Source organism: Sphingomicrobium aestuariivivum, from assembly GCF_024721585.1.
In the GTDB taxonomy this organism is placed as follows: Bacteria; Pseudomonadota; Alphaproteobacteria; order Sphingomonadales; family Sphingomonadaceae; genus Sphingomicrobium; species Sphingomicrobium aestuariivivum.
This window is the reverse complement of record NZ_CP102629.1, coordinates 1,909,465-1,931,535: the sequence shown is the minus strand read 5'-3', so window position 1 is coordinate 1,931,535 and position 22,071 is coordinate 1,909,465. Positions and strand designations below refer to the sequence as shown.

Sequence of the window (22,071 nt, the reverse complement as noted above, 5' to 3'; positions counted from 1 at the left end):
CAGTCGCGCCCGACAATGAACGAGCGTTCTCCCCTCCAAATCATGCTGAGCGTCTGGAAAGCCCTGTTCCTGCGCGAGGCCGGCGTGCGCCTGTTCGGCAGCCGCGCGGCCTGGGTGTGGTTGCTCATCGAACCGGTCGTCCACGTCGCTTTCATCTCCTTCCTTTTCGGCGTGGTGCGCCAGACGCAGGTGGCGGGGATCGACACGGTGATCTTCCTCGTGCTCGGTCTCAACGGCTTCTTCCTCTTCCGCCGCGCGGCGGGGCAGATGGGCGGCGGGGTGGACAGCAACCGCGCGCTCTTCACCTACCGGCAGGTCACGCCCTTCGACACGATCATCGTGCGCGGCCTGCTCGAATGGTGCATCATGATCGCGACCTTCGTGCTGACCCTCTTCGGCCTCCTGCTGCTCGAATATGATGTCATGCCGGCGGATCCGATGACGGCGCTGGCCGCGCTGGTCGGGCTCTGGCTCCTCGGCGCGGGGCTCGGCATCATTATCGCGATGGCGGGCGAGATCGCCGGCGAGGTGCGGCAGATCCTGACCATGGCGATGATGCCGCTCTACTTCCTGTCCGCAGTCATCTTCCCGCTGACCGTCATCCCGCCCGAGTTCATGGATGCCTTCCTCGTCAACCCGATCCCGCACGGCCTCGAGACGCTGCGCCACAGCTTCACGCCCCATTACCGGTCGGTGCCGGGCATCGAACTTTCCTATCTCTACATCTGGGCGGCCTGCTTCTGGGGCTTCGGCCTCCTGCTCTACCGCAACTTCTCCTATCGGATCGTGGCCGAATGATCCGCGTCGAGAATGTCTGGAAGCGTTTTCCCGACGGGCGCGGCGGCCACAGCCCCTGGGTGCTGCGCGACATCAATCTCGAAATCCCCGACAAGACCAATGTCGCCATTCTCGGGCGCAACGGGGCGGGCAAGTCGACGCTCCTGCGCATCATCGGCGGCGGCGACCGCCCGAGCCGCGGCAAGGTGACGCTCGACACGCGGGTCAGCTGGCCGGTCGGTTTCGCCGGCGGCCTGCAGGGCAAGCTCACCGGCCGCCAGAACACCATGTTCGTCATCCGCATCATGGGACGCGAGAAGGACAAGGACGAGATCATCAAGCGGATCGAGGACTTTGCCGAGATCGGCCCCGCCTTCGACCGCCCCGTGAAAACCTACTCCTCGGGCATGCGCAGCCGCCTCAAATTCGCAATGTCGCTGGCCTTCGACTTCGATATCTATATATCGGACGAAGTAACGGCGGTGGGGGATGCGACCTTCAAGGAGAAGGCGAAGGACCATTTCCGTTCGTTGGTAGGTAAAGCGGGGTTGATCATGGTGTCGCACAGCATGACCGACATTCGCGACTTCTGCGATGCGGGGGTCGTCCTCGAGAACGGCGATGCGCACTGGTTCGACTGGGCCGGCGATGCCGTCCGCTATTACAAGGAAAGCATCGGGCAGAAGGTCCCCGAATGGGCAATGAAGCGATGAAGATGGATGTGGCCGGCGACAGCAGGGTCCGCCGCGAGGCGCTGGGCGAACGCGCGATGCGCCTGCGCAGCTGGGCGCGCGGCAATGTCGTGCTGGCGGGCGCCCTCCTCTTCTCGATCCTGGCCGCCATCTACTGGCTGCTGATCGCCTCCGACCGCTATGTCGCCGAGACCCATGTGCTGGTCGAGAGCACCGACCTTTCGGCACCGCGCAGCCCCGATCTTGCCGGCATCCTGTCAGGGAACAGCAGCGGCAATCGCGGCGACCAGCTCCTGATGCGTGACTATCTCCTGTCGCGCGACGTCGTCATCGCGCTCGACGAGCAGCTCGACCTTCGCGCCCATTATTCCTCCTCGTCGATCGACCCCTTCTCGCGCCTAGAAAGCGAGGCCACGATCGAGGAACTGCACAAATATTATCTCGAGCATGTCGACATCACCTTCGACGATTATGCCGGGGTCCTCATCGTGCGCCCTGAAGCCTTCACGCCCGAAATGGCAGAGCAACTCAGCGCCGCGCTGATCGCCTCTGGCGAGGACTTCATGAACCGCACCGCAAACGCGCTTGCCGGCGGGCAGGTCGCCTTCCTCGAGGGACAGGCCGAGACGCTCTACGGCCGCCTCGTCGATGCGCGCCAGCAGGTCATCGCCTTCCAGAACCGCAACCGCGTCGCCTCGCCCGAGCAGCAGGCGCAGGCCATCGGTTCGGTCATCGCAGGCCTCGAGGCGAGCAAGAGCGAGCTCGAGGTCAGCCTCGCCTCGCAGTCGAGCTTCCTCGTCGACAGCCATCCCATCCTCGTCGAACTGCGCCGCCAGATCGCCGCCATCGACCGCCAGATCGCCGAGCAGAATGCGCGTCTCGCGGGGCCGGGCAGCGACAGCCTCAACACCAAGGCCGAGCAGCTCGCGCGCCTCGAGGCCGATGCCACCTTCGCCCAGCAGCTCTACCAGACCGCGCTCACCTCGCTCGAGCAGGCGCGGGTCGAGAGCGTGCGCGCCGCCAAGTCGCTCGCGGTGATCCAGCAGCCCTCCCTGCCCGAGGAAGCCGTGCTGCCCGATCGCTGGCTCAAGACGGCGACCTATGCCTTCTTCGCCTTCCTCTTCGCCGGCATCATCCAGCTGCTCGGCATGATCGTGCGCGATCACAAGGATTGAGGTTTCCCATGCGTCTTTTCACCATCCTCCTTGCCGCGCTGCTCGCCATCGGCCCCGTGGCCACCGCGCAGGCGCAGGTCATCGCCGACGAGGAAGCGCGCCGCGAGGCCGGCTCGCGCGACGACACCGCTCCGCTCGCCACCGTGTTCGAACCGGTCGAGGACGGCCGCTCGGTGGTCCGCGTCTCGGACCAGCGCGTCGAGGATTATGAGACCAACGCCGACAGCGACATGTTCGGCTCGCAGCTCTTCACCGGCGCCTTCTCCGGCGGCGGCGCGGCCGACTTCAACCCCGACTATGCGATCAACGTCGGCGACACGATCAACGTGCGCCTGTGGGGCGGCTACAATTACCAGGCCGCGCTGACCGTCGATGCGCAGGGTAATATCTTCCTGCCCAATGTCGGCCCGATCAACCTTGCCGGCGTGCGCAACGCGCAGCTCCAGTCGCGCGTCGAGGGCGCGGTCTCGACCGTCTTCCGCTCGAACGTCCAGGTCTATGCCGCGCTCGCCGAGGCGCAGCCGGTGCGCGTCTTCGTCACCGGTTTCGTCAACCGCCCCGGCGCTTATGGCGGTACCAGCCAGGATTCGGTGCTCAACTATCTCGACCAGGCCGGCGGCATCGACCCCGAGCGCGGCTCCTATCTCAACGTCACCGTGCGCCGCGACGGCTACGACCTCGCCGTCGTCAACCTCTACGACTTCCTGCTCTACGGCCAGCTCACCCCCGTCGACCTCGAGACGGGCGATGTCATCTTCGTCGCCCCGCAGCAGTCGACCGTCAGCGTTTCGGGACTCGCGGAAAACGAGAATACCTTCGAGTTCGCCGGCCCCTCCCTCTCGCTGACCCAGCTCATCGCCTATGCGCGGCCCGACCCGACCGCGACCCACGTGCGCGTCACCCGCAGCGCGGGCACGGTCCGCGACGTTGAATATTATGCGCTCGCGCAGGCCCCCGAAATCCAGCTTCTCGACGGCGACCTTGTCGCCTTCACCGCCGACCGCCGCCCCGGCACGATCACCGTGCGCGTCGAGGGCGAGCATGAAGGCCCGCAGGAATTCGTCCTGCCCTATGGCACGCGCCTCGGGCAGGTGATGGAGCTCATCACCTTCAACCAGCGCTCGGCGCAATATGCCATCCGGCTCTATCGCGAGAGCGTGAAGGAGCGGCAGGAAGAAGCGCTCGAGTTTTCGCTGAACGCGCTCGAGCGCGCCGCGCTGACCGCGCGCTCGGGCACCCGCGAGGAGGCCCAGCTGCGCGCCGAGGAAGCCGCGCTCCTCCTCCAGTTCGTCCAGCGCGCCCGCGATGTCGACTTCAAGGGCCAGGTGGTCATCGCCCGCTCGCCCCAGCAGTCGGACCTCCTCCTTGAAAATGGCGACATCATCTTCGTGCCCAAGCGCGACGGCCTCGTCCTCGTGTCGGGCGAAGTCATGTTTCCCAATGCCCATGCCTATGACGACAGCTTCGATGTCGGCGACTATATCAACCAGGCGGGCGGCTATTCGGCGGGCAAGCGCGGCACGCAGGTCGTCGTCGTTCATCTTGATGGCAGCGTTACCCGTGTAAGCGGCCGCAACGGCAGGGCCTCGATGGTCAACCCGGGCGACGAGATCATGGTCCTGCCCGCGGTCGATTCGAAGAACCGCCAGATTTTCAAGGAAGTGGCGCAGATCATCTACCAGGTCGCGCTTGGTGCCGGGGTCGTCCTCGGCCTGTAAGGCTTTACTTTCGGCAGCAAAAAGGCGCAAAGCCGCGCTGCCGGAGGATTTTCAGGAGTTTAGGGGTGGCAGCACGCGGCAGGGATCGTAGCGAGGCAGTGCCTCCGCACGTCCTTCTCCTGCAAGGTCCGGTCGGCCCGATGTTCACCGAACTCGAAGCCGAACTGGAAGAACGCGGCGCCCGCGTGACCCGCGTCCTCTTCAATGCCGGCGATGCGCTCTTCTCCGAGCGCCGCCCCAGCACCTACCGGTTCACCGGCGAGGAGGCCGACTGGCAGGCCTGGCTCGACGCGTTCGCCGTGCGCGACCGCCCCGATGTCGTCATCGGTTTCGGCTGCAAGCGCCCCGCGCACCGCATCGCGGGACAGTGGTGCGAGGAGGCAGGCATCCCCTGTCTCGCGCTCGAGGAAGGCTATCTGCGCTCGGGCTATGTGACCTGCGAGCTGGGCGGCAACAACGACCTCTCGCCCATCGCCGGCAAGCTGCCCGCGGCCGAGGTCGCCGACGTCGGCCCCGGCCATGTCGCCACGACCAACTTCAAGACGATGAACTGGCTCGGCTTCCTCTATTTCACGACCCGGATCATCTTCTCGAAGAAGAGCGACGGCTGGTCCTTCCACCGCCCGCTGAAAGGGGCGCTGACCGAGGCGATGCGCTGGCTGCGCAACATCTGGCGGCTGTGGTCGAAGGGCATGACCGAAGCCAAGGCCGTCGAAGATTTCCTGAAGGGCGGGCGCGGGCGCTATATCCTCGTGCCGCTGCAGGTCCCCGCCGACAGCCAGCTCGGCCGCGCCGCGCGGGGCTGGACGCTGGAGAAGCTGGTCGAGGAAATGCTGACCCGCTTCGCCTCCGCCGACGGGCTCGACCATCTCCTCTTCAAGATCCATCCGCTCGACGAGGGCGGCTACGCCCGCGCCCGCGCGATCGGGGAGGCGGCGGCACGGCACGGCCTGTCGGACCGCGTCACCGTCCTGCACACGGGATCGATCGCGCAGCTTGCCATTGCCTCGGAGGGCATGGTCACCATCAATTCAACGTCGGGCCTGTCGGCGATCCACCACGGCACGCCGCTCCTCGTCCTCGGCGATGCGGTATTCCGCCATCCCGACCTGTGCGTGACGGGAACGGGCGCCGATGACATCGACCGCTTCCTCGCCGGCCCGCGGACAAGCGCGCCGCTCGAGGTGCGACGCAATTACGAGCGCTTCGTCGCGCGCGAGGCGCTGGTGCCGGGTGACTTCTACCTGCCCTCGGGCCGCGCGCAGGCCGCCGACATCATCGCCGACCGCGCGCTCACGCTCGCGGCGACGCGCGCGCCTATCCCTTCGGCCTGACCATCCGGAACAGCGGGCGCAACAGCTTGCGCCAACCCGTCGCCTTCGCGCTCCGACCCGGCTGCGTCAGTTCATCGAGGATATCCTCGGGCGCGGCAAAGGCCTCCGCGCGCTGGCTGAAGTAACGCGGATAGGCGATGAGCGCGCCGTGGACGAGCTCGTCGAGCGCCAGCTTGCGCCCGCGCCGCTCGCACGATAGCCGGTCCTCGGTCAGCCCCCAGCCGGCATAGAAGGGCAAGCCGTAACAGGTAACCTTCCGGCCGCGCAGCAGCGCCTCGAACCCCATCAGCGAGGTCATCACATGCACCTCGTCGACCGCTTCGATCAGCGCGACCGGGTCGACATCGACCAGCACTTCGTCGGCGAGCACCGCTGCTTCCTCGTCGTCGGCGCCGGCATCGCGCAGCCTGGCGACCACATCGGGATGCGGCTTGTAGAGGATATGCGCCTGCGGATTGAGCTCGCGAACGCGCTTCAACAGCGCACCGCTGGTGCGCAGCTCGGGCGACCCACGGTCGATCGAGGCATCGCTCGCCACCTGCCCGACGACGAGCAGCACGGGCTTGTCGGTTTCGGGCCGCACCCAGCCTTCACCGGCGAGATTATATTTGGACAATCGCATGGCGACGATCCGCTCGCGCAAGGCCTTCGCGCGCGCCCGCTCGGCATCGGTGAAGTCGTGCGTCGCGAGATAGGTCTCGAGCCCCGACGGCTGGGTCGCATCATAATAGATACCCGGCCCGTCGAGCACGAGGCTCAAGGGGCGGATGAGATCGGCGCCGAGGCCGACCGAGCGCAGGAAGCCGTCCTCGAGCCAGCGGCAGTCGAGATCGTCGCGCCCCTCGGGGCGGGGACGGCGGCCCCATTGCACCAGCGTCGCGCCCTCGGGTGCGTCTTCGCCCTCGGCAAGGAAGTCGACCTTCGAGCCCGACAGGAACTGGCGGATAAATGGGCGCTTCCACGGACTGAAATGGGCCGCATGGACAAGCGGCGGTAGCGCCTGCCGGAGCGCGCGGTTCAATCCGATATGCGCCATCGCCGCCTCGACCTCGCACTCCTCGCCACGTACCGGGTGCCAGTAGCGCGGATAGTCGACGAGGGCGGCATGGATGACCGCCTCGAGGCTGGCGGCCCCGCGCCCCTCGGGCGCGGGCATGGCGTCATCGGTCAGGCCGCGGCCGGCATAAAAGGGCATGCCGAAGCAGCGCACCGGCCGCCCCCACATCAGCGCCTCGAAGCCGACCTGGCTGGTCACCGTATAGACGGCGCGGGCCTTTTCGATGAGCGGCGCGATATGACAGGGTTCGGTGACGGCAAGCACCCGCTCGCGCGCCGCCAGCGCATCGATATCGAAATGCCGCTTGGACGGATCGTTCAGCGCATCGGGGTGGAGCTTGACGAGGATGGTCGAGGTCGGGTGCTCGCGCAGCGCCGCCTCGAGCATCGCGGCAAAGTCGGCGGGTCCCGCCAGCCCGCCCGAGATCGACTGGTCGTTGCGCACCTGGTCGATGACCAGCACATAATCCTCGGGCAGGTCGAAGCGCGGCGGGCGCGCATCATTATATTTGGACAGGCCGAGGTCGCGCCATGTCGCCGCGATGGCCCGCGCCCTCGTCGCCTGTGCCTCGTCCACCCCGCGGTGGATCAGGTCGAACAGGCGGCTGTCCGAACGCGCGTCATAATAGATGCCGCCCGTATCGATATTGATGCCGATGCGCTGGTCGCTGCGCCCGACCGAACGGAGAAACCCGTCCTCGAGCAGCAGGAGGTCGGCGCCCGAGCGCCGCGCCATCTTCTCGGCGCGCCGCCCCGAGCGCTTGCGCCCCCAGCCGAGCACGGTGCGCCCCTCGCGGGGCCTTGTGAACCAGATGGAGCGCACGCGCGTGCCCATGAGGCCGGCAACCGACGGGTCGCGCCGGAGCCCGCTCGAGGGCGCGAGGACGATGCGTTCGTCAGGGTCTTTCACGCTGGCCATGGTGTCGCGTAGCGCGATCAGGCGGCGGCGGCCACCTCGATCCGGCCGAGCCGCTCGAGCAGTTCCTGCAGTTCGGACAGCGGCACCATGTTGGGCCCGTCCGACGGCGCATTGTCGGGATCCTCGTGGGTTTCCATGAACAGCGCCGCGCAGCCGACCGCCACCGCGGCCCGCGCCAGCGTCGGCACGAATTCGCGCTGCCCGCCCGAGGTGGTGCCCTGCCCGCCCGGCTGCTGCACCGAATGGGTCGCATCGAAGACGACGGGGCACCCCGTCTGCGCCATGATCGGCAGCGCACGGAAATCGCTCACCAGCGTGTTGTAGCCGAAGCTCGCCCCGCGTTCGCACAGCAGCACGCGATCATTGCCCGAGGCGATGATCTTGTTGGCGACATTGCGCATGTCCCACGGCGCCAGGAACTGGCCCTTCTTGACGTTGATCGCCGCGCCGGTCTTCGCCGCGGCGACGAGAAGGTCGGTCTGGCGGCACAGGAAGGCGGGGATCTGGAGCACGTCGACAGCCTGCGCCGCGGGCGCGCATTGCGCGGGGTCATGGACGTCGGTCAGCACGGGGCAGCCGAACTGCTCGCGTACCTCGGCGAGGATGGCCAGACCCTCCTCCATGCCGATCCCGCGCGCGGTGTCGATCGAGGAGCGGTTGGCCTTGTCGTAGCTCGACTTGTAGATGAACTGGCGACCCGCCTTGCCCGCGGCCTCGGCAATCCCCTCGGCCATCTTCATGGCATGGTCGCGGCTCTCGATCTGGCACGGCCCCGCGATCAGCGCGAACGGCAGGTCGTTGGCGATCTCGATCTGGCCGATCGTGACGGGACGGGCTTCGCGAAGGGGTTCAGGCGACATCCAAAGCTCTTTCTATGCGTTCGACGTCCTCGGGATTGTTGAGTTCCCAGAAGACCCGGCCACGGGCGTCGACTTCCTCGCACAGAATCGCGCGCCCCTGTTCGAGGAAGCGCAATTGCTCCAATCCTTCGAGCCGTTCAAGCGTGCCGACCGGATATTCGAGATAGCGTCGCAGGACCTCCGGCCGATAGGCATAGACGCCGACATGGTGGAACACCGGCAGCTGCGCCATGCCCGCCGCCTCTTCGGGAGCGATGAAGGGAAGGACCTCTTTCGAGAAGTAAAGCGCATGCCCCTTGGCGTTGCGGACCACCGTCGTGCCGCCGACGCGCCCCGCACGGCGGTCCGCGAGCAGCGCCTCATAATGGGCGGCATCGGCGCGCAGCACGGGGGTAACCATGTCGACATCGTCATGCGTGCGCAGCGCCGCCATCAGCGGCTCGACGAACCAGTGCGGGGTGAGCGGGGCATCGCCCTGCAGGTTCACCACCATCTCGGGCTCGTCATCCAGCGCCTCGAGCGCACGCGCGCAGCGTTCGGTACCGTTGCCGCAATTGGCGGGCGTCATCAGTACCTCGCCGCCGAAATCGCGGACGTGGGTCGCGATGCGCTCGTCGTCGGTGGCGACATAGACGCCGTCCGCGCCGCGAACGGTCATCGCCGCCTCCCAGCTCCTGCGGATGAGGCTCTTGGAGACGCCGTCCCTGCCCTTGAGCATGGCGAGCGGCTTGCCCGGAAAGCGCTGCGAAGCGTAGCGCGCCGGGATGATAATGACGGGGCCGCTCAAGCGTCTATCGCACGCACTGGTGGATGTGGACGAGACCGATGGGCTGGGCATCCTCGTCGGTGACAAGGCCGACCGAGACCTTGTGCGCGACGAGATGTTCGGCGGCGCGGTCGAGCGTCTGCTCCTCGTCCACCGTGACGGGATCGGCATTGGCCACGTCGCGCGCGGCAAAGTCGTTGATCCGCGCGGCGTTGCGGCGGATGTCGCCGTCGGTGATGATGCCGAGGAAGCGCTCGCCGTCGCGCACCAGCGCGCAACCCAGTGCCTTTTCCGCAATCGTCAGGGTGACATCGAGCAGCGGCATGGCGGCGTCGACGAAGGGCAGGTCGTGCCCCGTGCGCATGACCTCGCCCACCGTGCGCAAATGCGCACCGAGCTCGCCGCCCGGATGATAGCGGCGGAAATCGTCGGCAGTGATGCCGGCAAGCTTGGACAGGCCGACCGCGAGCGCATCCCCGATCGCCAGCTGGAGCGTGGTCGAGGTGGTCGGCGCAAGGCCGTTGATGCACACCTCGTCGAGTTCGCCATAGTCGACGCAGATGGTCGCCGCCTTGCCGAGCGTCGAAAGGCGCGAGCGGGTCACCGCGATCATCGGGATCTCGAACTTGAGGCAATAGGCGATGAGGTCGGCCAGCTCGGCCGTCTCGCCGCTGTTCGACAGGATGAGGACCACGCCCTCATGGTCGATCAGCCCGAGGTCGCCATGGCTGCCCTCGGCGGCGTGCATGAAGACCGCGCGACGGCCGAGCGAGCGGAAGGTGGCGGCAATCTTGCGACCGATATGGCCGCTCTTGCCGATGCCCGAGACAGTGATCGAGCCCGACCGGCCGTGGATCAGCGAGACCGCATCACACACCTGGTCGACGCCGCCGACGCGCGAGAATTGGTCGATCGCCGCGGCCTCGCGGACGAAAATCTCGGTCACTTCACTGCGCAGCGAGGCGCTGTGCTCTTGGTTGACCATCAGTCTCAGGAAATTCATTTCTTACTCACACCCCGAAATGAACGGAAATTAAGCTAGGTCGTTAACCTCAATCTACGACCCTATTCCCGTGTCCGCAACTGCTGGCGGGCGCGTTTGTCGCCGTTTTGGCCCCGACCGTCCCGCCTTGCGCGCCCCCTATCAGGTCGCGATGGCGGCGTATATGCCGGATTTTCGCTGAAGGAGCGTTGAACGGGCGGCATTGTTCCATGTTGTCCATCCGACATTGCGGGGCGCATTCGACGGATGGCGGTGCGTTAACGCGTTAAGGGGGTCGCCAAGCGCGTTCTTCTCCACTAACGCGGCCCGCGCCGAGCATATCAGACCCATGAGGACATGAATGAAGATCCTGACCATTTTCGGTACGAGGCCGGAAGCGATCAAGATGGCACCGTTGGTGCTCCAGCTCGGCGAGGCCGAAGGCATCGAGGCAAAGCTCTGCGTGACCGCGCAGCACCGGCAGATGCTCGACCAGGTGCTCGACCTGTTCCAACTCACGCCCGATTACGACCTCGACCTGATGAAGCCCGGCCAGACGCTGGGCGGCATCACCAGTGCGGTGCTCGAAGGCCTCGACGGCGTGCTCGCCGAGTTCGAACCCGACATGGTGCTCGTCCATGGTGACACCACCACCACCTTCTCGGCCAGCCTCGCGGCCTTCTACCGGCAGGTCGCGATCGGCCATGTCGAGGCGGGGCTGCGCACCGGCAACATCTATTCGCCCTGGCCCGAGGAGGCCAATCGCAAGCTGACCGGTGCGCTCACGCGGCTGCACTTCGCGCCGACCACGACCGCGCGCGACAACCTTCTCAAGGAGGGTGTGCCCGAAGACCGCATCCTCGTCACCGGCAACACGGTGATCGACGCGCTCAAGCTGACGACCGCGCGCTTCGACACGGAGCCCGCGCTCGATGCCGAGATGCGGGAGCGCTTCTCCTTCCTCGACCTCGAGGCGCCGCTGGTGCTCATCACCGGTCACCGCCGCGAGAATTTCGGCGACCGCTTCGAGACCATCTGCGAGGCGATCCGCGACCTCGCCACCGCGCACCCCGAGGCCCGCTTCGTCTATCCGGTGCACCTCAACCCCAATGTCCGCGCACCGGTGCAGCGCATCCTCAACGGGCTGGACAATGTCCACCTCATCGAGCCGCTCGAATATCTGCCCTTCGTCTGGCTGATGCGGCAGGCGCATCTCATCCTCACCGACAGCGGCGGTATCCAGGAGGAAGCGCCCGCGCTCGGCAAGCCGGTGCTGGTGATGCGCGACACCACCGAACGCCCCGAAGCGGTGGCGGCGGGCACGGCGCGGCTGGTCGGCGCCGACAAGGACCGGATCGTCGCTGGCGTGCGCGAACTGCTCGAGGACGAAGCGGTCTACCGGCAGATGTCGGAAGCCCGCAATCCCTATGGCGACGGCACCGCCTCGGCGCAAATTGTTGAAGCGCTTAGCAAAATGGATTAAGCGCGGCCCGCATTCGGCCCCGGCCACCCCCAGTATGATTCATGGAGTATCTCGTTGTGACTGACGGAAAAGCATCGAAGGAAATCGTCGTCGTCGGCCTTGGCTATATCGGCCTGCCTACCGCCGCGGTCTTCGCCCAGCACGGGGTCAAGGTGCTCGGGATCGATGTCCACCAGAGCGTCGTCGACACCATCAATCGCGGCGAGATCCACATCGTCGAGCCCGATCTCGATGCCGCCGTCCACGACGCGGTCAAGAACGGCATGCTCACCGCCTCGCTCGAGCCGCGTGCCGCCGATGCCTTCCTCATCGCCGTGCCGACCCCCTTCAAGGGCCATGATCACGAGCCCGACCTGAGCTATATCGAAGCCGCCAGCCGCAAGATCGCGAGCGTGCTCAAGAAGGGTGACGTGGTCATCCTCGAATCCACCTCGCCGGTCGGTGCCACCGAGAAGATGGCCGACTGGCTCGCCGAGGAACGCCCCGACCTCAGCTTCCCGCAGCAGGCGGGCGCCGCCTCCGACATCCGCATCGCCCACTGCCCCGAGCGCGTGCTGCCGGGCAAGGTGATGAAGGAACTCATCTCCAACGACCGCATCGTCGGCGGCATGACCGAGCCGTGCGGCCGCGCCGCCAAGGAATTGTACGAGACCTTCGTCGAGGGCGATTGCATCCTCACCAACGTGCGCGCCGCCGAGATGTGCAAGCTGGCCGAGAACGCCTTCCGTGACGTCAACATCGCCTTTGCCAACGAGCTGTCGCTGATCTGCGACAAGCAGGGCATCGACATCTGGGAGCTGATCGAGCTCGCCAACCGCCACCCGCGCGTCGACATCCTCAAGCCCGGCGCGGGCGTGGGCGGTCACTGCATCGCGGTCGACCCGTGGTTCATCGTCGCCGGTGCGCCGGCGGAATCGCGCCTCATCCGCACCGCGCGCGAAGTGAACAATTACAAGCCCGAATGGGTGCTCGAAAAGGTCGCCGCGGCCGCCAAGGACGCCGCTGCCTCAAAGCATGGCGCGCCGGTCACGATCGCCGCGCTCGGCCTCGCCTTCAAGCCCGACATCGACGACCTTCGCGAAAGCCCCGCCAAGCGCATCGCCTCGATCCTCGCCGAGCGCAGCGATGCGCCGGTGCTGGTCGCCGAACCCAATATCGAGGCACTGCCCGAGGGGCTCGACAATGCCGAGCTCGTCAGCCTCGAACGCGCGCTCGAGGCCGATGTCGTGGTCGTGCTCGTCGGCCACCGCGAATTCCACCGGAACGCCGGACTCCTCGCCCGCCACGGCGCGGTCATCGACGCCGTCGGCGTGCTCGGTGGCAACGCTTTGGCGACCCCCGACGTTCGCCCTGTCGATGAAGAGCGTCGTTCGGAAAAGAGCGCGGCGATCGCCTGAAGCTGGTTTGCCGGTAGCGTCTGCCCCGCATGCCTTGGGCCCGCCGCGCCTTGCGTGCGGCGGCATGGCATGCTCGGGTGCTGCACGCTTGCGCTAGGGGTAAGGGGCATGGCCAAACCCGTTGCAGAGAGAATTCGCGATGGCGCCCGCAACCTGTGGCGCCACGGTCGCCTTCGCGCGCCCGAATTCTACCTGTCTAGAAGGCAGCGCGCGCCCCGCATGTCGCCCGCACTGGCCGCAGCTGCGCAGGAAATCCGCGCGCTGCGCCATCGCGATGCCGCGGCGGCCGGTCGCCTGGTCGACGCGCATGAGGCGGAATTTCTTGCCGCAGGCCAGGACAAGTTTCTCGCCTTTGCACATTTTCATGCCGGACGGCTCGAGCGGGCGGCGGGGCTCCTCGATCGCATCGAGGCGGCGCGTCTCACCGACAACGAAGCCCTGCTCGCGGGGCGGGTGCGCTCCGACTGGCGCTCGCTCGAAGCGCTGCGCGAGGGGCGTTCGCCCATCCCGCTCGCGCCGCGCGCAGTGCAAGGCGTCGCCCCCGAAGGGCCGGTCCGCAGCCTCTATCTCGCCGCCACCAGCCTGCCCTTCATCACCTCGGGCTACACCAGCCGCAGCGATGCGCTGGTGCGCGCGCTCCTTGCCGACGCCCGCTTCGACCTCCACCCCGCGACGCGTCCGGGCTTTCCCGAGGACCGCCCCGATGCCGATCCGCATGCGGTGGCGGCCGAAACACTGTTCGACCGCTTCGACTGCACCGTCGACTATCGCGGCGACCTCCACGCCTATCTCGATGCCGCGCTGCCGCGCCTCGTCGAGGCGGCAGGCGACCGCGGCCACCATCTCGTCCACGGCGTGTCCAACTTCCGCAACGGTGCCATCGGCCTCGCGCTCGCCCGCGCCATTGGCCTGCCTTTCATCTACGAGGTGCGCGGCCTGTGGGAAGAGACGACCGACAGCAAGGTCGCCGGCTGGCGCAACACCGAACGCTTCGAGATGGAGCGGCGCTTCGAGCAATTCCTGTTCGCCGAGGCCGAGGGCGTGCTCGTGATCAACGCGCAGGTGCGCGACACGCTGGCCAAGGGGCCGCGCGACAATGTCCGGCTTCTGCCCAACAGCATCGCGCGCGAGCGCATCCGCAGCACGGGTGATGATGCCGACCCCGGCCCGCCGCTGCGGCTCGGCTATATCGGCTCGCTGGTCGCCTATGAGGGGCTCGACGACGTCCTCGACGCGCTGGCGATCCTCGCGCGCGAGGGCATGGACGTCCGCTACGATGTCTATGGTGACGGCAAGGAGCGCGAGGCGCTCGAACAGCGGGCACGCGCGCTCGGCCTCGCGGAGCAGGTGTCCTTCCACGGCCGCGTTGCTCCTGCCGACGTCCCCACGCTCTACGATCGCTTCGACCTGTGCATCTTCGCCCGCAAGGACCGGCAGGTCTGCCGCCTCGTCACCCCGCTGAAGCCGATCGAGGCGATGGCCAACGACACCGCCTGCCTCCTCTCCGCCCTGCCCCCGCTCGAGGATATCGCTAGCAAGGAGGCCGCCCTTTTCTGCGCGCCTGGCGAGGCGGCATCGATTGCCGGCGCGATCGCCCGCTTCGCCGCGTTGACCGGGCCGGAACGCGCGCGTATCCGAAAAGCCGCTCGGTCCGAACTTGCGGCGCGTTTCACCTGGGAAGCCCAGTGCGACGTCGTCGCCGACGTCTATCGCGAGGCATTCGCCGCGGGCCGCGCCGCGCCCGTGTCGCAGCCTCGCGTCGCAGGATGACCGGCAGACCGTGACGAGACGCCCGTTCCCCTCTCTCCCCAGTCGCGCCGCCAGCGTGCTTGCCCGTCGCCGCTCGCCGTTCGCCCGCCTCAAGGTGGCGCTCGTCACCGACGATCTCACCAGCGAGTGCCTCGCCCGCGAATGCCGCGTGCGCAATGTCACCCCCGACAATCATCGCCGGATCCTTGCACGCTGGAAGCCCGACCTCCTGTTCGTCGAGTCCGCCTGGAAAGGCGCGAAGGAGGCCTGGCGTTACGGGATCGCCGCCTATCCCGACCATCCCGAGCGCAACAATGACGCGCTTGCCCGCGTGGTCGCTGCCGCGCGCGAGGCGGGCATTCCGGCAGTGTTTTGGAACCGCGAGGACGGCGTCCATTTCGAGCGCTTCATCGACAGCGCGCGCCTGTTCGATCGCGTCCTCACGGTCGACGAGACCATGCTGCCGGCCTATCGCGAACGGCTCGGGCCCGATGCGAAGCTCGGCGTGATGATGTTCGCCGCCTCGCCCAGCCTCCATTATCCGGCCGAGGGACCGCAACTGCGCCGCGCCGCCTTCGTCGGCAGCTATGGCCGCCATGTCCACGACGCGCGCCGGATCTGGCAGGACATGGTGTTCGAAGCCGCGCGCCCGTTGGGCCTCACCGTCTTCGACCGCAATTCGGATCGCAAGCCGGACCATTACCGTTTTCCCGACCATCCGTGGATCGAGGTGCGCCCCGCCATCCCGCACCATCACACGCCGCGGGTCTACCGCCGCCACATGGTCAATCTCAACGTCAACACCATCACCGACAGCCAGACCGCCTTCTCGCGCCGGCTGGTCGAGATCCTCGGCTGCGGCGGCTTCGTCCTGTCGAACCGTACCCGCGCGATCGACACCCATTTCGCCGACTATTGCCACGCCAGCGACGATCCTGCCGAGATCGGGGAATTGTTCGATCGCCTTTGCCGCGATGGACTGTCGCCGCATCAGCAGGCGATGCGGTCGGCGGCTTCCGAAGAGGTGCGCACGAACCATTCGTGGGGTAGCCGCCTTGCCGGTCTCGTCGACTTCGCGCTGGAGGCCGGCTGAACGATGGCCCGCGCCCTTTATCATACCGAAAGACAATCCCGATGACGCCGAGCGAGGGCCTCCGCCCCTACGAAAACCTCCATGGTTCGAGCCGTGCCAAGTTGGAGGCGAAAACCGCGGACTTCCTTGCAAGCGGCGAGCTCGCGCCCTTTTCCGGGGAAAGTGGCGGCGCGGCTTGGCTGATGGGCGACCAGGCCGAGCGGTCAAAGAATTTCCACCGCCACAATTGGGCGATGCTCGAACTGCCGCTCGCTGCTTATTCGCAGACGCGGGAGCCGCACTATCTCGAGGCTGCGATCGCGGTCGCGGCCGACTGGATCGACCATTACGCCACGCGCGAGAAGATGGCGCTCGAACCGGCCGTCACCGACATGGCATGGTATGACATGGCGGTCGGGCTTCGCGCCTACCGGCTGGCTTTCATCATCGACGCGATGGAACGGGCCTCGGTCGGCGATCCCGAACTCGTCGCGCGGTTCTGGGCCGCGCTCGAACTGCACGAAGAATATCTCGCCGACGACGGGAACATCCGCTTCCACAACAACCATGGCTTCTTCCAGGCAGCGGGACAGCTGGCCATGGGACGACGCTTTGCAGGTCGCAGCGAGGCGATGGCCGAAGCCCACCGTCTTGGCGCCGAGCGCTTCGACCGGATGCTGCACGAGCAGTTTGCCGAGGATGGCGGCCACCTCGAACATTCGCCCGGCTATCACCGCATGGTCTACCTGACCGCGCGCGAGGTGGTCGATGCCGAGCTGGTCAATGACGAGAAGACGCTCGCCTTTCTCGACCGCATCGAACGCGCGCTTTCATGGTTCGTGATGCCCTCGGGGCATATCGCCAATCTCGGCGACACGGACAGCTATTTCATCCTCGACGAGGCGGAGGACGCGCGCGCCAAGTGGCGGACGCGCGAGATGCGATTTGCCGTAACGATGGGCGAGGCGGGCGTGCGCCCTGCCGATCCGGTACGGCTGTTCGGCGGCAGCGGCTATTGCGCGGCACGGGTCGAGCACCCCGGCGAACGGGCCTTCCTTTCGGACAGCTACCTCCTCCAGCAGGCCGGCTTCCATTCACGCACCCACAAGCATGCCGACACGCTTGGCTTCCTGTGGTGCGACCGCGGCGAGCGCATCCTCGTCGATGCCGGCCGCTACGGTTATGTCGGCAAGACCAAGCCGGGCTCGGACCTCCACAAGAGCGGCTTCTGGTATGCCGATCCGCGGCGGATTTATTGCGAGACCACCCGCGCACACAATTGCCTCGAATTCGACGGCCGCGACTATCCGCGGCGCGGGATCGAGCCGCCGCAAATCGCGCGCGACGCGATTTTCGACGAGGCGCAGGGGCTCGTCGTCTTCGACACCGCCTGTGCGCATTTCGAGGGCGTGTTGCACCGCCGCCGCCTTGTCCTCAAACCGCGCCAGTGGCTTCTCTGTCTCGACGATTTCGAGGACGGGGGGCGGGACCGTCACGACGTGACCCAGTGGTTCCACTTCGCGCCCCATATCGGCGTCGAACGAGCGGGCGAGCAGGGTTATCGCGCACGGCTGAAGAGTTCCTCGCAGCCACTCCACATCCTCCCCCTCAGCAGGGACTGCACCGCCCTGCCCGTCGTGCGCGGGCAGGAGGAGCCCCGTCTCCAGGGATGGTGGTCGCCGGTCAACCGCAAGTTCGAACCGGTCGATACGATCGGGCTGGCGATGAAGGATCGCGCGGCAGGGACGATCGCCACCCTCTTCCATTTCGCGGACGGGGTGCCGCGGGTGGTCGAGAGCGACCTCGGCGCGCCCGACGCGGCGGGATGCCTCGGCTGGGACGACGGTGTAACGCGCCACCGTCTCGACATTCTCGCCGCGGGCGAGGCCAGCGGTATCGCCCGCTTCCGCCACACAGCTACCACACCTACCGGCGCCGCTCCCGACGATGGCGGAGCCGCATCGGTTGCCATCGACTGACCAAGGCCGTAGCCCTCCCCGTGGCTGCAGTAACAAGAGAAGTATGAGGACCAAATGGCCGACAAATCCGACCTTTCCGTCTATGCCGACAACATCTTCAATGCAGCGCAGGAGCATGAACAGCTGGCCACGCGGCTGGGCAAGGCGCTCGACCAGTATCTGGCGGTTCCGCAAGCCCTGCCGACCGGCCCGGCACAGGATATCGCGATCGCCCCGATCGAGCTGCGGCTGCCCGCCATCCATGGCAAGGTCCAGCTGAAGTTCTTCGTCAAGCATCACAAGGCCGGCGCGGACGGCGTGAAGTTCCTCTGTTCGGTCAGCGCGCAGGATGTTGGCCACCGCGAGCTCCCCATCGGCCGCCTGACCAAGTCGGCCGATGCCGAAGTGGGCCAGTTCTTCTACCTCGAGCCCGACGGGGACGGCATGATCAGCCGCGTTTTCGAGGTACCCGAAGGGACCGACACGCTCAAGCTGGTGCTCCGCCGTTGGGGCAACCCCAAGCCGGCGGAAAAGGGTGCCAAGCCGGTTCTCGACAGCTCCATGACCTTCGAGCCCTATTTCCAGATGCTGCCGCTCTCGCTGCTCGACCAGCGCAAGGCGCTTGCCAAGGGGCGGCACGATCTCATCTCGAAGATGGCGACGCTGCGCGATGGCCGCGCCGAGGGCGAGCAGGTCCAGTCGGACGGCTACCCCTTCCTCTACATCATGGACGAATTTACCGAGCGCTGCTTCCGCAGCACCGGTGAAAGCTATGCCCTGACCCGCCACGGCTACGAGCGCCAGATCAACGGCACCAAGTGCGAGATGCTCATGCTCGAGAGCTTCTGGAACGGCCCGACCGGCTCGTGGAAGGGGGCGATGACCTACGAGACTCCCGACCACCCGCAGAAGGTCGCGCTGCGCGAGGCGATCGACATCGCCCATGAAAAAGGCCTGAAGGTGGTCTTCTACAACAAGGAGGATCCGATGCATTTCGACCTGTTCCTCCCTTGGGCGGAACGGGCCGACTTCATCTTTACCTCGGACAGCAGCTGTGAAGACGCCTATCGCGAGCGCTTCCCCGACAAGACGGTCAAGACGCTCCGCTTTGCCGCGCCCGCCAAGATCTGCAACCCCAGCAACCTGCCTTCCTTCGACAAGCGCAAGAGCGTTGCCTTCGCCGGCTCCTATTACGGGGAGGCGCATGATGCCCGCATCGAGCAGATGGACTACATGCTGCCCATCGTCTCCGAGTTCAACGGCGTGATCTTCGACCGCATGTCGGAAATGCCGCAGGAAAAATACCGCTATCCCGAGGAATTCCGTCCCTTCTGCCACCCGTCCATCTCTTATGAGCGGATGCTGCAGGAATATAAGAATTTCAAGGTGTTCCTGAACGTGAATACCATCACCGATTCGGACACCATGATCTCGCGCCGCGTCTACGAGCTGCTGGCCTGCGGAACGCCGGTCGTCACCTCGCCTTCCAAGGCCGTCACCGAGCAGTTCGGCGATGCGGTTGTCACCGTGGAGACCACGCAGGAAGGCATCGAGGCGACCGAGAGGCTGATCAACGACCGCCACCGCTGGATGCGTCAGAGCCACCGGGGCTACCGCCACGTGATGAACGGCGAGACCTATGCCGACCGCCGCCGCGAGATCATGGAAACCGTCTTCCCCGACCGGTACGAGAAACGCGAGACCCCCAAGGTCTCGATGATCGTCCCGACCAAGCAGCCGGGCGAATATGTCCGCTTTATCGAGAACTGCTTCTCGCAGGCGCACGAGAAACTCGAACTCGTCGTCGGTTTCGGCTACCTCTACACCGCAGAGGATGTCGAGCGCGCCAAGGAGCAGGTCGCCGAGGCGGCGCGCCGTTACCGCAAGGACGTGGACTTCAAATATATCCACTTCAAGGAACGCCTGTCCCTGGGGCGCAAGCTCAACGAGCTTATCGCCATCTCGACCGGCGACGTCATCGCCAAGATGGACGATGACGATCTCTATGGCGAAAAATACCTGTCCGACATGCTGCTGCCGATGCAGTGGGGCGGCTACGACCTCGTCGGCAAGGCGGGCACCTTCTGGAAGGATGTCGCCACGGGCCGCTTCTACCTGAAGCACCCCAATCTCTATCACCGCAAGAACGACTTCCTCTACGGCGCGACCTTTGTCGGTCACCGCCAGATGTTCGTCGACAATCCCTTCGCCGACCGCAGCACCGGCGAGGACACCTTCCAGCTCGTGAACCTGCGCTCGAAGGGCTTCCGCCTCTATGCCGCGGACCCGTTCAGCTTCTGCTACCTGCGCCGCCCGACCCCGCACACCTGGGCGCTGCCTGACAATTTTTACGAGCAGGACTGCATCGCGCTGCCCGAAGACTTCACGATGGACAATATCATCATCTGATCATCGATCGATATCGGACCGGGAAAAGCGGTTGCAGCCTTCGGGCGGCGGCCCCTTTTTCACAGGCCGGGACGACGGCGGTGCCAACGCCTCGTCCCTTATGGCCGGATGCGCGCGTGCCCTTGCGTGGCCCCCAGGGGGCGGGCGATCGATTCTCGGGGGAAAAAATGGCGGAGAGGGTGGGATTCGAACCCACGGTACGGTTACCCGCACAACGGTTTTCGAGACCGCCCCGTTCGACCACTCCGGCACCTCTCCGCGGTAGGTTCGAGGGGCAAACCCCTCTGGTCGGAGCGGGCCTCTAGCAAGCCCTTCCCGAGTTGAAAAGCCTTTCTTTTCGCGTCGGCCAATGAACCGCTCGCCGTGCCCGTGCTTTCAGGAGCCATGGGCGATTTTTCCAATGCCATCATCATCGGCGCCTCGGGCGGGATCGGCGCCGCGATGGCCGATGCGATCGAGGCGCGAGGCGGCCGCGTCACGCGCCTGTCGCGCCGCTCGGAACCCGCGCTCGACTTTGCCGACCCCGCGACCATCGCCGCCGCCGCCAGCGCGCTCGAGGCCGGTGCGCCCTATGACGCGGTGATCATCGCCACCGGCCTTCTTCACGACGACGGCTGGGGCCCCGAGAAAAGCTGGAAGATGCTCGAGGCCGATCCGCTCGAGGCCGTGTTCCGCGTGAACACGATCGGCCCCATGCTGGTGGCGCGCCACTTCCTCCCCCTCCTGCCGCGAAAGAAGCGCAGCCTCTTCGCCATGCTCGGCGCGCGGGTCGGCTCGATCGCCGACAACCGGCTCGGCGGCTGGTACGGCTATCGCGCCTCCAAGGCCGCGCTCGCGCAATTCGCCCGCACCCTGTCGATCGAGCTGGCGCGCACGCACGAGGTGGCCGTGGTCGCCGCGCTCCATCCTGGCACCGTCGACACCGCACTGTCCGAACCCTTCCAGGCCAATGTGCCCGAGGGGCAGCTGTTCACGCCCGCAAAAAGCGCGGCCCACCTCCTCGACGTGCTCGAGGGGCTCACCCCCGCCGACAGCGGCGGCCATTTCGACTGGGCGGGCGAGCGCGTCCCCGCCTGATCGCGCCCCGCGACAATTTGCGACAATCTCCCCCCTCCCCGGGATCGGGCTGCGACAGGCAGGGTGGTAGAAGGCAGCATCAGACAAAGGAGTTCAGCCCCCATGAAAAAGACCCTTCTCGCCACTGCCGCCCTGCTCGTCGCCGTGCCCACGGCGCTCGTCGCCCAGCCGATGCACGGCGGCCACCACGGCCAGCACGGCCCGCAAGGCGACATGACCCGCGCCGACGTGGAAGCCCGCACCGCCGAGCATTTCTCGCACCTCGACGAAAATGGCGACGGTCTCGTCACCACCGCCGAGATGGAAGCGATGCACGCCAAGCGCATGGAGCGCATGGCCGAGCGACGGGCCGAACGCCGCGCCGAGCGACAGGAGCGCGCAGGCGAGCGCGGCAAGCATCGCATGGAGCGCACGGCCGAACGCCGCGCCGAGCGCCATGCCCGCCGGTTCGCCGCGATGGACGCCAACAGTGACGGCGCCGTCAGCCTCGCCGAATTGCAGGCCAAGGCGTTCGAGCGCTTCGACAAGGCCGATGCCGACGGCAATGGCGTGGTGACCGAGGCCGAGCGCAAGGCCCATCGTGACGCGATGCGCGAGCAGCGCGCCGAACGTCGCCAGCAGCGCGGCAATTGATCGCATCCTCTTCA

At 66.6% G+C, this 22,071-nt stretch carries 17 protein-coding genes and 1 tRNA gene; 13 read left to right on the top strand and 5 right to left on the bottom strand.

What is annotated here, in order from left to right:
- The first annotated feature begins 42 nt into the window (after window positions 1-42).
- The 5 genes from NUW81_RS09975 to NUW81_RS09955 all read left to right on the top strand — a co-directional run bounded on the left by NUW81_RS09975 (window position 43) and on the right by NUW81_RS09955 (window position 5,696).
- Window positions 43-798 (top strand): ABC transporter permease, encoded by a 756-nt coding sequence (locus NUW81_RS09975; protein WP_245112865.1) that lies wholly within the window; start codon window positions 43-45, stop codon window positions 796-798.
- The gene (locus NUW81_RS09970) at window positions 795-1,490 is read left to right on the top strand and encodes an ABC transporter ATP-binding protein (protein ID WP_245112864.1); all 696 of its coding nucleotides are present in this window, start codon (window positions 795-797) and stop codon (window positions 1,488-1,490) included. Before NUW81_RS09975 ends, NUW81_RS09970 begins: the two co-directional genes overlap by 4 nt.
- Window positions 1,487-2,644, top strand: a complete 1,158-nt coding sequence (locus NUW81_RS09965; RefSeq protein WP_245112863.1) for a KpsE/RkpR family capsule polysaccharide export protein — start codon at window positions 1,487-1,489, stop codon at window positions 2,642-2,644. Before NUW81_RS09970 ends, NUW81_RS09965 begins: the two co-directional genes overlap by 4 nt.
- 8 nt (window positions 2,645-2,652) lie before the next feature.
- A complete protein-coding gene (locus NUW81_RS09960) occupies window positions 2,653-4,362 on the top strand; it encodes a polysaccharide biosynthesis/export family protein (RefSeq protein ID WP_245112862.1) in 1,710 nt (569 codons plus the stop codon).
- A gap of 140 nt (window positions 4,363-4,502) precedes the next feature.
- Window positions 4,503-5,696 (top strand): capsular polysaccharide export protein, LipB/KpsS family, encoded by a 1,194-nt coding sequence (locus NUW81_RS09955; RefSeq protein WP_245112861.1) that lies wholly within the window; start codon window positions 4,503-4,505, stop codon window positions 5,694-5,696.
- Here NUW81_RS09955 and NUW81_RS09950 read toward each other — a convergent pair.
- The 4 genes from NUW81_RS09950 to NUW81_RS09935 are packed head-to-tail and all read right to left on the bottom strand — an operon-like array spanning window position 5,680 to window position 10,282.
- Entirely contained in the window at window positions 5,680-7,671 is a 1,992-nt protein-coding gene (locus tag NUW81_RS09950) for a capsule polysaccharide biogenesis protein (RefSeq protein ID WP_245112859.1), read from the bottom strand. The genes NUW81_RS09955 and NUW81_RS09950 overlap by 17 nt on opposite strands.
- Before the next feature lie 17 nt (window positions 7,672-7,688).
- Window positions 7,689-8,531: a 3-deoxy-8-phosphooctulonate synthase gene (gene kdsA / locus NUW81_RS09945; RefSeq protein ID WP_245112857.1), complete on the bottom strand. Its 843-nt coding sequence runs from the start codon at window positions 8,529-8,531 to the stop codon at window positions 7,689-7,691.
- The gene (locus tag NUW81_RS09940; protein ID WP_245112853.1) at window positions 8,521-9,318 is read right to left on the bottom strand and encodes a 3-deoxy-manno-octulosonate cytidylyltransferase; all 798 of its coding nucleotides are present in this window, start codon (window positions 9,316-9,318) and stop codon (window positions 8,521-8,523) included. The genes kdsA and NUW81_RS09940 overlap by 11 nt, the downstream gene beginning before the upstream one ends.
- A 4-nt stretch (window positions 9,319-9,322) precedes the next feature.
- Window positions 9,323-10,282 (bottom strand): KpsF/GutQ family sugar-phosphate isomerase, encoded by a 960-nt coding sequence (locus NUW81_RS09935; RefSeq protein ID WP_245112851.1) that lies wholly within the window; start codon window positions 10,280-10,282, stop codon window positions 9,323-9,325.
- Window positions 10,283-10,640: 358 nt separating this feature from the next.
- Here NUW81_RS09935 and wecB point away from each other — a divergent pair, with 358 nt between their 5' ends.
- The 6 genes from wecB to NUW81_RS09905 all read left to right on the top strand — a co-directional run bounded on the left by wecB (window position 10,641) and on the right by NUW81_RS09905 (window position 20,347).
- The gene (gene wecB, locus NUW81_RS09930; RefSeq protein WP_245112848.1) at window positions 10,641-11,762 is read left to right on the top strand and encodes a non-hydrolyzing UDP-N-acetylglucosamine 2-epimerase; all 1,122 of its coding nucleotides are present in this window, start codon (window positions 10,641-10,643) and stop codon (window positions 11,760-11,762) included.
- A gap of 41 nt (window positions 11,763-11,803) precedes the next feature.
- Window positions 11,804-13,159, top strand: a complete 1,356-nt coding sequence (wecC, locus tag NUW81_RS09925; RefSeq protein ID WP_260508494.1) for a UDP-N-acetyl-D-mannosamine dehydrogenase — start codon at window positions 11,804-11,806, stop codon at window positions 13,157-13,159.
- A gap of 108 nt (window positions 13,160-13,267) precedes the next feature.
- Entirely contained in the window at window positions 13,268-14,929 is a 1,662-nt protein-coding gene (locus NUW81_RS09920; RefSeq protein ID WP_245112845.1) for a glycosyltransferase, read from the top strand.
- A gap of 10 nt (window positions 14,930-14,939) precedes the next feature.
- Complete coding sequence (locus tag NUW81_RS09915; protein WP_245112843.1) at window positions 14,940-16,001, top strand: CgeB family protein; 1,062 nt, start codon at window positions 14,940-14,942, stop codon at window positions 15,999-16,001.
- A 41-nt stretch (window positions 16,002-16,042) separates the two neighbouring features.
- On the top strand, window positions 16,043-17,959 hold the full coding sequence (locus NUW81_RS09910; RefSeq protein WP_245112841.1) for a heparinase II/III domain-containing protein: 1,917 nt from the start codon (window positions 16,043-16,045) through the stop codon (window positions 17,957-17,959).
- A gap of 54 nt (window positions 17,960-18,013) precedes the next feature.
- Window positions 18,014-20,347, top strand: coding sequence for a glycosyltransferase family protein (locus tag NUW81_RS09905; RefSeq protein ID WP_245112839.1), 2,334 nt, complete (start codon window positions 18,014-18,016; stop codon window positions 20,345-20,347).
- Between the two features lie 168 nt (window positions 20,348-20,515).
- Here the strand turns inward: NUW81_RS09905 and NUW81_RS09900 are convergent.
- Window positions 20,516-20,605, bottom strand: a tRNA-Ser gene (locus NUW81_RS09900).
- Between the two features lie 126 nt (window positions 20,606-20,731).
- Here NUW81_RS09900 and NUW81_RS09895 point away from each other — a divergent pair.
- Together NUW81_RS09895 and NUW81_RS09890 are read left to right on the top strand one after the other, a co-directional pair.
- A complete protein-coding gene (locus NUW81_RS09895) occupies window positions 20,732-21,424 on the top strand; it encodes an SDR family NAD(P)-dependent oxidoreductase (protein ID WP_245112837.1) in 693 nt (230 codons plus the stop codon).
- 102 nt (window positions 21,425-21,526) lie between these two features.
- Window positions 21,527-22,057, top strand: a complete 531-nt coding sequence (locus NUW81_RS09890) for an EF-hand domain-containing protein (protein ID WP_245112836.1) — start codon at window positions 21,527-21,529, stop codon at window positions 22,055-22,057.
- Window positions 22,058-22,071 lie beyond the last annotated feature (14 nt).